This is a genomic window from Marinobacter sp., from assembly GCF_041686475.1.
Taxonomy (GTDB): domain Bacteria; phylum Pseudomonadota; class Gammaproteobacteria; order Pseudomonadales; family Oleiphilaceae; genus Marinobacter.
Genome location: NZ_JAWLDU010000017.1, coordinates 1 through 14,770 on the forward strand (window position 1 = coordinate 1; position 14,770 = coordinate 14,770).

The following is a 14,770-nucleotide window of genomic DNA, read 5'->3' on the forward strand; positions in this document are numbered from 1 at the left end:
TCAGGGCTCGTTGAGCTTCTTGCGCGTTTGCAGCCGGCCATCCCGGCGAATCTCCGCGTTGTTGAAACGGCGTTGCTGAGCCTCCGTTTCCGGTGTCACTGCGGGCACATCGACCGGGTTGTCGTTACCATCCAGCGCCACGAAGGTGAAAAATGCCGACAGTATATGACGGCACTCGCCGGTGTAGCTGTTTTCAGCTTCCACCCGTGCGCCGATCTCCATGGAGGATCCCCAACTGCGGTTAAGGGCCAGGTGGAACAGCAGGGTGTCGTTGCCTTTGGCGGGGGCGCGGAAGTGAATGGAGTCCACCGCTGCGGTCACGCATACATGGCCGGAGTGTCTTTCTGCAACCACCAGGGCCAGGCGGTCGCACTTGGCCATGATCATGCCGCCGAACACCGTCTGGTGTGAGTTCATGTCATTCGGGAAAACCTTGTAGACATGGTTGTCGATGGCGGATGCCGACACCGGCCTGTTGGGTCTGTCTGGCATTGTATAGCTCCGCAAGAGTGTCAAAGGATATCGTTGTGGATAATGTCAGCTGTAATTAGGATATGTTGCACGGATATGGAGGTCATGAACAGGGATAACGGGGGCCGGGCGCATTGACGACAGATCAGGGAATTGTATTCGCCATACTGGCAGCGACGCTGGTGCTGTTTGTCTGGAACCGGTTGCGGTTTGATGTGGTCGCCATGCTGGCGCTGCTGGCCATCGCCATTACCGGGCTGCTGCCCACCGAGGAGCTGTTTGCGGGGTTCGGACACCCGGCCGTGGTCACAGTTGCAGCGGTTCTTGTGGTCAGTCAGGGACTGGTAAACGGTGGCGTGGTGGATCAGATCGCGCAGTTGCTGGGCAAGGTGGGCCATCGCCCGACACTGCAGATTCTCACCCTGACCGGTGTGGTTGCGCTCTGTTCCGGATTTATCAACAACGTGGGGGCTCTGGCACTGTTGATGCCGGTGGCTGTGTGGATGTCGCGGGAGTCGGGGCGATCACCCTCTTTGCTGCTGATGCCTCTGGCTTTCGGTTCACTGCTGGGTGGAACCATGACGCTGATCGGCACGCCTCCAAACATCATCATTGCCAGTTATCGGGAGGGCGCGAGTTCGTTCGGATTATTTGATTTTGCACCGGTCGGCGCAGCCATCACCCTTGCCGGGATTGCCTTTATTACCCTGGTGGGCTGGCGTCTGACTCCGAAGCGAGGCAGTGACAGCGGTGAGGACGACAAGCTGTTCAGCGTTGGCGACTATCTGACCGAGCTGAAGGTGCCGGAAGGCTCCTCCTACGCCGGTGCTACCCTGCACAACCTGCTTGCGGACAGTGGCGAAAACAAGGACGTAATAGTGCTGGCGCTGATTCGTGACGACAAACGCCAGCTGGCCCCGTCGACATACAGGGTTCTCAAAGAGAACGACCTGCTGCTGGTGGAATCGGATACTGAGAGTCTCCAGGCGTTCCTGGACAATACCGGGCTGGAGCTTGGCAGCAGTGAGGAAGAGGATTCGGAAACCGAAAAGGATGAACAGGCGACCAGGAACCACAAGAAGGAACTCAAAGAAGGCGATGTGCAGCTGACGGAAGCTGTTATCACTGCCGACTCTTCCCTGGTGGGGCAGACCGCAAACCGGCTCAACCTCCGCGAGCGCCATGGAATTAACATTGTTGCAGTGGCGAGGCAGGGGCAGCGACTCAAGCGGCGCCTCGGTGATATCCGCTTCAATGCCGGTGACATTCTGCTGATACAGGGAGAGGAAGACACCCTGGCCAGCACGCTTTCCGGCCTCGGTTGTCTGCCGCTGGCAGAACGCGGTCTCCGCCTCGGATCACCCCGCAAAACCGTCCTGGCCGGAGGCATCTTTCTGGCCAGTATTATTGCCATTGTCAGTGGCTGGCTATCGGCGCCGGTTGCGCTGGTAGCGGCGGGGGTCGCCATGGTGTTGACGAAACTGATTGATGCCCCCGGTGCCTACAAAGCCATCGACTGGTCGGTGATCGTGTTGCTGGCGGCAATGATCCCGGTGGGTCAGGCACTTGAAACCACCGGGGGTGCCGAACTGATCGCCGGCCAGATGCTGGCGTTTGGCGGTGGCCTTGCTCCGGCGTGGGTATTGGTGATGGTGCTGGTGGGAACCATGCTGCTTTCCAATGTGGTGAACAACGCAGCAGCGGCGATACTGGTTGCGCCCATTGCCCTGAGCCTGTCGGCAGACCTGGGTATGGCTTCCGATGCGGTGCTGATGGCGGTGGCGGTGGGTGCATCCTGTGCGTTCCTGACGCCTATCGGCCACCAGTCCAATGCTCTGGTGATGGAGCCCGGTGGATACCAGTTCGGTGATTACTGGCGGTTAGGGGTGCCCCTGTCGATCCTGGTGACCGTTGTTGCGGTGCCGATGATTCTGCTGGTGTGGGGATGATCGGACGGCCGGAATTGATGCTCGGGGATCATCCATCTGCCAGGTTGTTGTCGTATTCGGGAGACCACGGGCGTTTGTCGCCCCCTGATTCCATGGAGTTGACGTGTCAGTAGCTGTGTTCGGAGACCATTGGTGGCGCGGTAAGCCGACGACAGCGCCTGTCGACGGCCGCGTTGATGCCATCGACTTTGCCAGGGGTGTTGCCGTCACACTGATGATTCTCAGCCACGGCATCAAGGGGCTGTTGGATTTCGAGCAAATCCCTGGGTGGGGCATGGTGCCGGTCCATGCTCTTACCAAGTTCTCTTCTACCCTGTTCATCATGGTGTTTGGTATCGCTCTGGCCGTTGCGTTCCTTCCTCATGTTGGTAAGGAATCGTGGCCGCGAAAACGGCTTAAACTGCTACTGGCCGGCGTTACCATTTTTTTCTGGTACAAGGTGCTCACCGTGGTCGAGATGTTCCAGCTGGCCGAGCCGGAGCAGATTATTGATGCGCTGCTGTACCAGACATTTCCTTCCTTCGTGGAAATACTCGGGTTCTATGCCATCGCACTGATCTGGGTACCGTTCTTCCTTTCATTGTGGGTGCGAATGCCGTTATGGCTTCGTGTTGCAAGCCCGGTGCTGCTCGCTCTGGCAGCAGAACTGTTGGCTTCCCGCTTTGGCTTCTGGGGCAATGCCTCCCTGAGAGCTATCCTGGTGGAGCATGACGAGCTTTATACCTGGGGGCAGTTGTCCCGTGGGCCGCTGATCCTGCTGGGATTATTGCTGGGTGAGCTTATTCTGTTCTGCCATCCATGCCTGAAGCGAAGGATGACTCTCGGCGGAGGCTTGCTGGCGCTCTCGGTGTTGCTGTTCGGTGTGTTCTTCTGGCTCGGCTTGCCAGATGTCTACGACACGCTGTATGCCATCGCAATGAATGATGGCAAGCACCCGCCGGAACTGACTTTCATGGTATTCAGCATGGCAGGAGCGCTGGCCATCCTTGGGGTCGCGCTCGTGGGAGGCAACTCCCTTGCGAGAGTGCTGAAACCGATAACCATCATAGGCAGTGATGCCAAGGCCGCGTTTATTTTTCACATATCCGTCATCTTTGTGGTCTTTCGTTATCTGCTCGGATACTGGCACAGTATTTCCTATGATTATGCCCTGACACTCACTTTCGGACTGATCATTGGAACTGCCTTATGGATCAAACTGACGGCGTGGATTCGTTCCGTTCGATGAGAAGCACGCCCTTTGCACTGGTTGGCGTGGTCCTGCTGATGTCGCTTTTCGCCATGTCTGCTGCTGCAGAAGATTGGCAGGCGGATCTCAGGCATAGCCTGCAATCAATTGACGACGAATATCCCGGAGAGCTCGGCGTGTTTGTTCATGACCTTGAAAGTAATCGGACAGTCAGCCTGCGTGCGGATGAGTCCTGGTATCTGGCCTCCACCATCAAGGTGCCGGTTGCAATGGCTGTGATGGAGGCGGTTGATCGTAAGGAGCTGACACTGGACACCGAGGTGGAGCTGGAATCGACCGACTTTGTGGATGGCGCGGGTGAAACCAACTGGAAATCACCCGGTGATAAAGTCACTGTCCGGTATCTGTTCGAACAGATGTTGATTCACAGCGACAATACCGCAACGGACGTCTTGATCCGTGTGGTCGGTAAGGATGCGGTTAATGATCTGATTGCCGCAATTACTGAGGGCGGGATCGGTGAGATAACGTCGTTGGCTGATGTTCGCCGGTATGCCTACAGCCGTTTTCACGAACGGGCGATGGATCTTTCGAGCGACGACATGTTTACCATCAAGAAAGCAGGTGCCGGCAGCAACCGGGTACAGGCACTGGCCAAAGTGCTGGATGTGGAACCCGGTGATTTCCAGGTGCCGGATCTGGATGCGGCATTTGACCGCTACTATGATTCGGGGCTCAATTCCGGCAGGCTGGATGACTTCAGCAGAGTGTTTGAAGCGCTTGCGACAAATCAGGTGCTGAGTGAGACCAGCCACCGTCACATCTTGTCGTTACTGGAGAAGATTGAAACGGGTGATAACCGTATCCAGGCAGGGCTGCCCGAGCATGTCAGTTTTGCCCATAAAACCGGTACCCAGCATCGAAGAGCCTGTAATATAGGCCTGGCTATGGCGGGCGACCATCCGGGCGTCATCATCGCTGCCTGTGGCAGGAACACAGCGGATCTGGGCGCCTCCGAAAAGGCATTCAGGCAGGTTGGTGAAGCTGTAACCGATACCGGCGTATTTGGAGACGACTAGCGTGGACAAGACAACCCTTTTGGCAGAACTGGAAACCGCCCGGCAACGAACCCGGGCGCTGATTACTTCGTTGCCGGAAGAAAAACTGGACGTGCCTTACCACCCCGGGGTTAACCCGCCGTTGTGGGAAATGGGGCATGCTGCTTTTTTCTACGAAGTGTTCGTGTTCAATCTGCTGGATGGCACACCCAGCTACAATCCGGCCATGGACGATCTCTGGGACTCTTTTCATGTAGAGCATCGCGACCGCTGGTGCCGGGAGTTATTTCCCGGGCGCGAAGAAACCCTGGCCTATTTCGATACCATCTATGACCGGGTGGCCGAGCGAATCAGCCGGAAACCGCTCACGGACGAGGATCTGTATCTGTATCGCTACGCCATCTTTCACCAGAACATGCACATCGAGTCCCTGATCTGGTGCCGGCAGACCGTGGGTTACCCACCGGCGCCGGATTACACCGACGAACGGGTTGCCCCCGGAGACCGGATTGAAGGAGATGCCGCCATACCAGCTGGTCGGTGGCTGATCGGGATGCCCGGTGAGTCCGCGGATTACGCCACTTCGGATTTTGCCTTCGACAATGAGAAACCTCGGTTCGAGGTGGAGCTGGAGGCTTTCTCGATTTCCCGGCTGCCGGTGTCCAACGAAGAATTCATGGCGTTTGTGGACGATGGCGGATACCGGCGTCCGGAACTCTGGTCTTTTGGTGGACGTAAGTGGCTGCAGACAGAGACCGATGTCTCGCTGGTTCACGGCAGTTCCGAACCTGTGCCGCAGGAACCAAAGCACCCGCTTTACTGGCGCTGGCACGACGGCCAGTGGCAGGAGAAATTCCACGACCAGTGGTTGCCGCTGAATCCGGAAGCACCGGCATGCCATGTTTCCTATTGGGAAGCAGAGGCCTGGTGCAACTGGGCGGGCCGCCGTTTGCCCACAGAATACGAGTGGGAAGTTGCCGCCCTCGGTAACCGGGCCGGGGAACCGTTCCAGCGGTTCCCATGGGGCAACAACCCGGTGGGCCCGGAGCTCGCCGATATGGGGGGCCGGGCCATGGCCCGACATCCGGTGCAGGATTTTCCCGCGGGGGACAGCCCGTTTGGCTGCCGCCAGATGATCGGCAGCGTGTGGGAATGGACCAGCAGCCAGTTTTTCCCCTATGACGGCTTCAAAATCGACATGTATCCGTTCATGTCGACGCTGCAGTTCGGGGATCACAAGGTTACCCGGGGTGGCAGTTGCGCCACCTCCCCCAGTCTTATCCGAGGGACCTATCGCCAGGCCTACCTGGCCCAGAGAAACGATGTCTATACCGGGTTCCGCACCTGCGCGCTCCCGAAAACCTGACAGGATAACCGCTGAGGATCAGCCATGAATGTTTATGAAACCGACGAACTGCTGGGCCAGTACCTGGGGTTCCACTTCGGCGAGAGTTACTTCGGTGTCGGCAACTATCCGGCCCGCTGTGCCGGCATCTGCCAGGAACTGATGGCCGGACGGGATAAACGCAAGGCCCTGGATCTGGGGTGTGCGGTTGGCCGCACGGCGTTCGAGCTTGGCAGGGTGTTCGACCAGGTGACCGGTGTGGATCTGTCCAAGAGCTTTGTGGATGCAGCACATAACCTGAGGCAGGATGGAGAAATCGACTATTTTCGCCGGGATGAAGGCGAATTGGGGGCACGGGTCACCGCAAGCCTCGAAGATCTTGGCCTGGCGAGAGCTGCCGAGCGGGTCTCCTTTGCCACTGGCGATGCGTGCGAGTTGGGAGAGGAACACCGGGACTATGACCTGATTTTTGCCGGCAACCTGATCGACCGGCTCCAGGACCCGGGGGCATTCCTGGCTGATATCCACCGGCGCCTGGCCGAGGGTGGCACCCTGGTAATCAGTTCGCCCTACACGCTGCTGGAGGAGTTTACTCCAAGAGCCAACTGGGTCGGTGGATTCGAGCGTAACGGCCAGCCACGCACGGTGCTGGACGGAATGCGGGAGATCCTGTCCCATCACTTTGAAGAAATCCAGCCACCGCAGGATGTGCCCTTCGTGATTCGGGAAACCCGCCGCAAGTTCCAGCATACCATTGCTGAACTCAGTGCCTGGCGCAGGTTTCGCTAAAGCACCAGAAGCTCCAGCAGGTGGCGATCAGTCCCTGCGGGTAAAGAGAGCAGTCTGGGTGGGATGACCAAGATCGGGGACAAACTCCCCGATGCCACCAAATCGGACTTCGTAGCCCGTGCGGTCCGCCACACCCCGGGCCCAGCGCTGGAACTTCCGCCGGTCCCACTCGAATTTGTGGTCTTCTTCGCGGAATTCTCCCGGCGCCAGATCGAACAGCGGGTTGTATTCCCGGTTGGGTGTGGTCATGAACAGGCAGCCGGGCCGGTATTCACCGAACACCGCCCGTTCGACCCGTGAGAGCTGTTCCGGACGGACATGCTCAATGGTTTCCACCATCGCAGCCGCTTCAAAACCTGCCATTGCAGGATTGCTCTCAGCGTAGGATCCTCTTACCAGCTGAATACGGGGCGGCTGCTCATTCAGGTAGTCCGCCAGAACGGAACGGGCCTGTTGCAGGGAAACTCCGGAATCTTCCAGCCCGGTCACCTGGTCAAACTGGCTGTCTGCCAGTAACCGGTACAGCAACGATCCTGAACCACAGCCCAGATCCAGTACACGCCTGGCTCCGGTTGCCTTGATGGTACGGAATACGAAATCCAGACGCTCCTCATGCAGGGAGGTCATCTGGGTCATGGTGTTTTCTCCGGACCCCATGGGTTCGTACATCAGGTTGTCCCCTGGATTTCTGCCGGCAGAGCGGGCCGTTGATCCCTGAGATGGCTCGCCAGCGCCACGCCGGTTTCGCTCATGGTGAGATAGGCCTCGTCGGCGCCTGCCTGACAGATTTGCCTGGCTTCATCAGCGTACATTGTGTGAGCCACGATATAGCCGGTAAACCCTTTGCGGCGCAGCATTCGGGCCGCGATGAGCTTGCCCTCTATGTCGTTCATGGCGAGGATAACAGCCTGCAGCTCGGGCATGTAAAGGCCTTGCCAGAAGGTGTTGTCCTCGGCATCAGCGAAGACGACGTTGCGGCCTTCATTCTGGTGTTTCTGGGTTTTTGCCGGGTCTGAGTCCAGCCCGATCAACTCCGGTTCGGACTGGCGCAGCCAGTCATAAGCAGCGGTGCCGGTCCGTCCCATGCCCATCACCATTACCCTGGTGCTGCCCAGAGAGATAGGCTGTTCGTCGGGATGATGAGTGTGGCTTTCGAATCCCACCAGGGACCCGGACCAGCGTTCATAGAGACTGTGGGCATAGCGATTGAGCGGGGCTGAAATCACGAAGGACAGCGACACCGTTATCGCCAGTGGAATGAGCCACTCCGGCAATGCAACGCTGGCGACAATGAGGCCGAACTCGCTGTAATTGGTCAGCGACAGGGCACTTAGAAAGCTGCTGCGGGCACGGAGCCGGAACAGTATCAGCAGGAAGAAGAACAATATCCCTTTAAGTGGCAGGACGACCGCTGCAACCAGGGCAAACACCAGGGCCTGGCCGTCAGGCAATCCGCCAATACCGATCTGTAAAAAGAAGCCTACGAGGAAAACCTCTTTCACACTCCAGAGAGACTTCGCCAGTTCCTGGGACCGCGGATGATTAGCCAGCATGGCGCCGAATACCAGGGCACCAAGCTCGGAACTCAGCCCTACGGCTTCGAACCCCAGGCCCCCAACGACCAGGGCCAGCAGCAGCCCCAGGAGAACAAGCAGTTCGTCGTGACCACTGGCATCCAGCAGCTTGAACAGCACGGGCCTGAGCAAAGGCAGGCCGAACACGATCAGTGCCCACTGGGACGGCGTCTGGCCGGCGGCCAGGCTCATCACCACCAGTGCGATCAGATCCTGCATGATCAGAATGCCGATGGCGACACGGCCGTGGAACGCTCTCAACTCCCGCTTGGATTCCAGGACCTTGGCAGCCAGTACCGTACTGGAAAAGGACAGGGCAATGGCCAGAAGGAAAGCGGTTTGCCAATCCAGCTCCATAAGCAGATAGAGACCGGGCGTAAATACTGTGCAGGTGATACCAAAATGCAGCAGACTTCCGCCAATGACCTCGGGGCTGACAATGGAGCGGAGTTTCAGTTTCAGGCCGACGGTAAACAGCAGTAAAAGCACGCCCAGATGCGCGATGTGCTCAAGCACATCGGTTGCTTCAACGGCGATGTTGGTGGCTGCTGCAAGGCCGCTGAGTACAAAACCGGCGGCAAGATAGCCGACCAGGGGAGGCAGTCCGATAGCCTTGACCAGAAGGCCGAGGGCAAAGGCAAATGAAATCCAGATGGCTTCAGGCATGGGTTACTTCACGATTGGTAAAACAGGGCTAGTGCAAGGCTACCTCGTTTCAGCCAGAAACTCACGGAACAGTTGTGCGGATTCTTCCGGCACCTCCACCATCGGCGCGTGGCCTATACCCTCCAATAACACCATCCGTGCGTCGGGAATCCTGTCAACGAACACTTCGGCATTGCGGTAGTTGATCACCCGGTCTTCCTTGCCCCAGACAACCAGAACGGGGGCTTCGATACGGGTGATGGCATTGCGGAAATCCGGTTCGAATCCTGTATCCCGGATGGCGGTAAAGATCACTTCATTGACTTCACGGTTGGCGATGGCCTTTTCTTCCATGACGTCATAGATGGGCCACGGTACGAAGGGTTTTTTCTCCAGAGCGAAGTCGATGAGGCGCTTGAAGTCTCCCTCCTTGGCAGGTATCAGCGGGTTGTCGCCGTCCATCACCAGGTCCACCAGTTCGCTGTCGTGTTCGAAGATACCGGCGGGGTCGAACAGTACCGCGGAACGGACCTGTTCCGGATAGGTAGCTGCGTAAAGCGCGGTAATGGCGCCACCCATGGAGTTGCCCATCATATGGGCCTCGTCGATCTCCAGGGCCGAAAGTATTTTCGATACATGGCCCACCTGGTCCTCGAAGCGGTAGCCCAGGTCCAGCGCCTTGCTGCTGTCGCCATGGCCTGGCAGGTCAATGGCGTAGACGTTGAAGTCATTGGTCAGTTCCCGCGCCAGCCGGGTCCAGTTGTCCTTGTTGGCGCCAAAGCCGTGGACGAGCACGATGGTTTCGCCGTCCACCGGTTCCACATTGCTCAGGTACGCGATGGTCATCTCGCTTACCCGAACCGAGGATGCCTCAAGCCCTGCTCCGGAACGCTCCCAGCTGATGGCAGTCTCGTAGAGGCTGTGTCTGGAACAGGCGCTGAGAAACAGGGTGCTGATCAGCAACGCGATCACGGGAAGAGCGGGACTTGCTTTCATTCAGGGCATGCTCCATGCGGAAGTGGTTCAAACGACCGTTTGCGGAAGCGTTTACACTACCTCAAAAAAAGACCCGGTCAAGGACCGGGTCGAAGGATTGCTGAGTTAAATCGTTGAGCAACGGGACTTGGCCCTTTCAGACATCAGAAATCGACACTGACACCCACGTAGCCGGTGCGTGGCAGATTGGGGCGGGCACCGTCAGGAGAGCGTGCCACAATCTTCTGATCGTCAAACACGTTGGCTACTTTGGCAAACATGCGGGCGTTGGATGTCAGTGCGTAGCTGCCGGACAGATCCACAACCGTCAGGGACTCGGTCTCGCTGAAGGTATTGTCCCCGCCGCGTTCGCAGGTATTGTCAATGCACATGCTGTCGACGAAACCGACGTTGGCGTAGACATCCCACTGGTCTCCCTGGCGCAGGCCGGCGCGCACATTGGCGACGTGCTCTGGCAGGTAGGTCAGGTTGTCACCATTCAGCACGTTGCCATCGTCCGCCGTTTCGGTGATCTCGCCGTCGGTGAAGGTCCAGTTGGCTTCAACCGGTACGCTGACGCCGTTGGCCAGAGCAAATTCGTGGCCGATCAGCGCCTCGATACCCTGCACCCGGGATTCACCCTGGCTGAAAGAGCCGGTGGTGGCGTCGTTGGAGCAGGGGGTGGCAACCGAGCAGTTTTCGACGGTGTTGGAGTAGTCGCTGTAGAAACCGATCAGCTCGGCGCGAGTTGCGCCCCGGCTGAAGCGGGTGCCCAGTTCGTAGTTGACGCTGATTTCAGGCTCAACGTTGTCTACGCTGCTGGGGCTCGCCGGTGCCATACCGCGGTGCACGCCGCCAAGCAGGGTAACGCCGCCGTCCAGGTCGTAGGTGGCGCCAACGCCCGGGAGCCACTCGGCGGTGTCGTTGTTACGCTCGCCGTCGACGGTGGTCCTGGCCTGATCGGCATAGCGGGTCTGCTTGGTTTCGATATCCTCGTAGCGCAGCAGGGTGGTAACTGTGAGGCGATCATTTACATCGATCCGGTCAGCAATAAAGCTGCTCCAGGCTTCGGCCTCCTCAACACGGTTATTGCCGGATCCAATGCCCGTGGTCAGGGTCGAAGACTGGAACTCCAGGGTTGGACGACCATTGGATACAACCTGTTCGTAGGTATCAACAGGCTGGAAACGGTCCACTTCATCATCGTGGAAGCGGGTGCCGAAGGTAAGGGCGTGGCTCATACCAGCCAGTTCAGTGTTCCAGTCCGCCTTGAAATCCAGGCCCTGGGAGACGTATTCGCGGTTGTTGTTCTTGATATCGAACTCAAGATCCGCCTCGCCCCGAAGCTGAGCCTGAGCCGTCACATCGCCGCCATTGGCGTCGTCAATCAACCCACCCAGGCCGGCGGCTTTGTACCAGTTGCGTTGAAATTCATTGCGATAAGCGGTGGTGGTAAGGGTCAAGTCTTTATTCAACTCCACCAGGTGACGTGCCATATAGCCGTTGCGCTTGGTGTCCATATTGTCGCGCTCGGAGGCAAAGTATCGCTGGTTTGGGTCAGCGTCAAAGTCCTCGTCGGTCAGCCCGAGGTAGGTTTCGTTGCTCAGCTCTTCGCTGTAATCCACCTTGAGATCCAGCTGATGATAAACGTCGGCACTGAGGGGGCTGTTCAGACGCAACTTGGCTACGAAGTCCTGCTTGTCGAACCCGGTTTCCCGGTCGGAATCACGGATATCTTTAAAGCCGTCGGTTTCCTGCTGGTGGGTTTCCACCACAAAGCCCACCTGTTCGCGGCTGGCGCCGTACCAGGCGTGTATCCGCTTGCTGCTATCTTCGGCGATCTCCGTCGTGACGTTACCGGAGGCTTGCTGGGGAATGGGAGTCGAGCGGAAGTTGATGGCGCCACCAACGGTCTGCGGTCCGTAACGCAACAGGTCGGGGCCCTTCAGTACTTCCACGCCGCCCATACGCCCGAATGACGGAAAGTAATAGGCCGCAGGCGCGGCGTAGGGTGCCGGTGCCATCAGCACCCCGTCTTCCATCAGCGTTACTTTGCTACTACGGCCGCTGCCGGAGCCGCGAATACCAATGTTGGGGCGCAGGCCATAGCCATCTTCCTCCTGAAAGTATACACCGGGCACCTCACGTACGACCTGGTGTACATCCGTGTATTTCATGGTGTCCAGCTCTTCGTCGGATACCACGTGGGCGGAACCCGGCAGCGACGAAGCCGAGGCTTCATCCCCAATAATGACGAGTTCGTCCAGGCTCTGCTCCTGGGCCATGGCAGGCACCGAGGCGGATATGACCGCCAGGGCAAGCAGATTACGGGAAAATGGTGTTGGCATGTTGCTCTCCTGTTACAGCGTGTTCATACGAGAGGGCAACTATACAAATGATAATCATTAACAACAAGTAAAACTTATCATTTAAATTCAAATGTTTTGGCGTTGGTGTGAGTGTTTGTGAAATCCATCAAAGCATCTATTCTGGTTACCATTTGCCAATAACAGTCACCGTGAGGTTGTCCCTATGAAGATTCGAGCCGCAGTTTTGCAAGCCATAGGGGCGGAGCGCCCATATCAGGACACCCAGCCGTTAGTGATTGAAGAGCTGGAACTGTCTCCAGCTGGTGACAATGAAGTTCTGGTCCGGATCAAGGCCGCCGGCCTGTGCCACTCTGATCTTTCCGTTATCGACGGCAACCGACCCCGGCCTGTACCCATGGCGCTTGGCCACGAGGCGGCCGGTATCGTCGAGAGCGTTGGCAATGGCGTCCGCGACCTGAAGGCCGGCGATCATGTGGTTGCGGTATTTGTGCCCAGTTGTGGCCACTGTGCCCCTTGTGCGGAAGGGCGCCCGGCCCTGTGTGAGCCGGCAGCGAAAACCAACAATGCCGGTACTCTGGTCAGTGGTGCGCACCGGCTACACCGGGCAGATGGCACCCCGGTCAACCATCATCTGGGGGTATCGGCTTTTGCGGATTACGCGGTGGTGTCACGGGATTCGCTGGTTAAGGTTGATGCCGATCTTCCCCTTCATCACGCTGCGCTTTTCGGTTGCGCCGTATTGACGGGTGTGGGGGCCGCGATTAACTCGGCAGATATCAAGGCGGGGCAGACAGTTGCCGTCATCGGCCTCGGTGGCGTTGGTCTGAACAGTGTGCTGGGAGCCCTGGTGGCTGGCGCCGGTGAAGTGATTGCCATTGATCTGGATGACAGCAAACTGACATTGGCCAAAGAGCTGGGTGCCACCCAGGTTTTTAATTCCGGTGAAGAAGGGTGCATCGATAAGATCAAGGCATTGACCAACGCCGGTGTCGACTGCGCGATTGAAATGGCCGGGTCTGAAAAAGCACTGGAATTCGCCTATCAGATCACCCGCCGTGGCGGAACCACAGTCACCGGTGGCCTGGCCCATCCGGAAAGGAAAGTGTCGATCCAGCAGGTCAGCCTGGTAGCGGAGGAACGGACGCTCAAGGGTAGCTATGTGGGCAGTTGCGTGCCGGTACGCGACCTTGCCCGTTATGTCAGCCTGTTCCGCCAGGGCAAGCTGCCTGTGGACAGATTACTGAGCGATACCCTGACACTGGACGATATCAATGAAGGGTTCGAGAAACTGGCGTCCGGTAGGGCTGTTCGTCAGGTAGTGCTGTTCAATTAGGCCATGTTGCAATAAAGCTACTGAATGGAGAAATCTGTGGAACGAGGTGACTTCGATGTCCTGTACCCTATCACCACCCGATGGATGGATAATGATATCTACGGGCATGTGAATAACGTGACCTATTACTCCTACTTTGACACCACCATCAACCGGTACCTGATCGAGGTGGGAGGGCTGGATATCAATGATGCCCCTGTGGTCGGATACGTGGTCAGCTCCAACTGCGAATTCAAGAAACCGGTGGCTTATCCGGACGCACTGGAAGGCGGGCTCAGAGTAGTCAGGATTGGAAACAGTTCGGTAACCTACGAACTCGGCCTGTTCAAAACTGGCGATGGCGAGCCGGCTGCGGTTGGTCAGGTCGTCCACGTGTTTGTAGACCGTGAACAGGACCGTGCGGTTGCGATTCCCAGGAACATTCGTGAGGCGCTTGAGCGTATCCTGGTTACCTGACCCGTCCCCGGGTATCGAACGTGAAAAAGCCCGGCGCGACCGGGCTTTTATGGTGGTATCCCGCCGTTAACTACTGGCCGAACTTTCCCGGGCAATGGCGCGGTAAGCGATATCCTTGCGATAGAAGACACCCTCCCACTGGATAGTTGCAGCCACCCTGTAGGCGCGCTGCTGGGCCTCAGTAACGGTTTGTCCGAGGGCAGTGGCACACAGCACGCGGCCGCCATTGGTAAGAACCTGCTCGCCGTTGAGCCGGGTTCCCGCATGGAACACTTTCTCACCGTCGGTTTCGGTTTCAGGCAGACCAGCGATAGCATCCCCCTTGTTGTAGCTGCCGGGGTAGCCACCTGCAGCCAGCACAATACCCACGGCGGGACGCTCGTCCCAGTCCGAGCGGCACTGGTCAAGCCTGCCATCGATTGCGGCACCGCAAAGCTCCACCAGGTCCGACTTCATGCGCAGCATGATGGGCTGGGTTTCCGGATCGCCAAAGCGGCAGTTGAATTCGATCACCTTGGCGGCACCCTGGCTGTCGATCATCAGGCCAGCGTAGAGAAAGCCTTTGTAGGGGTGGCCTTCGGCTGCCATGCCGCGAACAGTGGGATAGATAACCTCATCCATGATGCGCTTGTGGATATCAGGTGTGACCACCGGCG

General features: G+C 58.0%; 13 protein-coding genes. 7 read left to right on the forward strand and 6 right to left on the reverse strand.

What is annotated here, in order from left to right:
* A complete protein-coding gene (locus ACESMB_RS05870) occupies window positions 1-492 on the reverse strand; it encodes an acyl-CoA thioesterase (RefSeq protein WP_372926252.1) in 492 nt (163 codons plus the stop codon).
* A 113-nt stretch (window positions 493-605) separates the two neighbouring features.
* On the opposite strand from ACESMB_RS05870, the gene ACESMB_RS05875 reads away from it, so the two are divergent.
* The 5 genes from ACESMB_RS05875 to ACESMB_RS05895 all read left to right on the forward strand — a co-directional run bounded on the left by ACESMB_RS05875 (window position 606) and on the right by ACESMB_RS05895 (window position 6,801).
* Window positions 606-2,420, forward strand: coding sequence for an SLC13 family permease (locus tag ACESMB_RS05875; protein WP_372926253.1), 1,815 nt, complete (start codon window positions 606-608; stop codon window positions 2,418-2,420).
* 103 nt (window positions 2,421-2,523) lie between these two features.
* Entirely contained in the window at window positions 2,524-3,648 is a 1,125-nt protein-coding gene (locus tag ACESMB_RS05880; protein WP_372926254.1) for a heparan-alpha-glucosaminide N-acetyltransferase domain-containing protein, read from the forward strand.
* Window positions 3,609-4,688: a serine hydrolase gene (locus ACESMB_RS05885; RefSeq protein WP_372971107.1), complete on the forward strand. Its 1,080-nt coding sequence runs from the start codon at window positions 3,609-3,611 to the stop codon at window positions 4,686-4,688. The genes ACESMB_RS05880 and ACESMB_RS05885 overlap by 40 nt, the downstream gene beginning before the upstream one ends.
* A gap of 1 nt (window position 4,689) precedes the next feature.
* A complete protein-coding gene (gene senA / locus ACESMB_RS05890) occupies window positions 4,690-6,033 on the forward strand; it encodes a selenoneine synthase SenA (RefSeq protein ID WP_372926256.1) in 1,344 nt (447 codons plus the stop codon).
* 24 nt (window positions 6,034-6,057) lie between these two features.
* Window positions 6,058-6,801 carry a putative 4-mercaptohistidine N1-methyltransferase gene (locus ACESMB_RS05895; RefSeq protein WP_372926257.1) on the forward strand — a complete coding sequence of 248 codons (744 nt, stop codon included), beginning with the start codon at window positions 6,058-6,060 and terminating at the stop codon, window positions 6,799-6,801.
* A gap of 27 nt (window positions 6,802-6,828) precedes the next feature.
* On the opposite strand, the gene ACESMB_RS05900 is transcribed toward ACESMB_RS05895, so the two are convergent.
* The 4 genes from ACESMB_RS05900 to ACESMB_RS05915 form a co-directional block, all read right to left on the reverse strand.
* On the reverse strand, window positions 6,829-7,437 hold the full coding sequence (locus ACESMB_RS05900; RefSeq protein ID WP_372926258.1) for a methyltransferase domain-containing protein: 609 nt from the start codon (window positions 7,435-7,437) through the stop codon (window positions 6,829-6,831).
* 32 nt (window positions 7,438-7,469) lie between these two features.
* Window positions 7,470-9,041, reverse strand: a complete 1,572-nt coding sequence (locus ACESMB_RS05905; protein WP_372926259.1) for a cation:proton antiporter — start codon at window positions 9,039-9,041, stop codon at window positions 7,470-7,472.
* A gap of 39 nt (window positions 9,042-9,080) precedes the next feature.
* The gene (locus ACESMB_RS05910; RefSeq protein ID WP_372926260.1) at window positions 9,081-10,016 is read right to left on the reverse strand and encodes an alpha/beta fold hydrolase; all 936 of its coding nucleotides are present in this window, start codon (window positions 10,014-10,016) and stop codon (window positions 9,081-9,083) included.
* A 143-nt stretch (window positions 10,017-10,159) separates the two neighbouring features.
* Window positions 10,160-12,343: a TonB-dependent receptor family protein gene (locus ACESMB_RS05915; RefSeq protein WP_372971108.1), complete on the reverse strand. Its 2,184-nt coding sequence runs from the start codon at window positions 12,341-12,343 to the stop codon at window positions 10,160-10,162.
* Between the two features lie 184 nt (window positions 12,344-12,527).
* Between ACESMB_RS05915 and ACESMB_RS05920 the strand changes: the two genes are divergently transcribed.
* On the forward strand, window positions 12,528-13,658 hold the full coding sequence (locus ACESMB_RS05920) for a zinc-dependent alcohol dehydrogenase family protein (RefSeq protein ID WP_372926263.1): 1,131 nt from the start codon (window positions 12,528-12,530) through the stop codon (window positions 13,656-13,658).
* A gap of 24 nt (window positions 13,659-13,682) precedes the next feature.
* Window positions 13,683-14,114: an acyl-CoA thioesterase gene (locus ACESMB_RS05925; RefSeq protein WP_372971109.1), complete on the forward strand. Its 432-nt coding sequence runs from the start codon at window positions 13,683-13,685 to the stop codon at window positions 14,112-14,114.
* Between the two features lie 66 nt (window positions 14,115-14,180).
* On the opposite strand, the gene ACESMB_RS05930 is transcribed toward ACESMB_RS05925, so the two are convergent.
* Window positions 14,181-14,770, reverse strand: a 590-nt coding sequence (locus ACESMB_RS05930) for a phosphoribosylamine--glycine ligase (RefSeq protein ID WP_372971110.1), incomplete at its 5' end; no start/stop codon positions are given.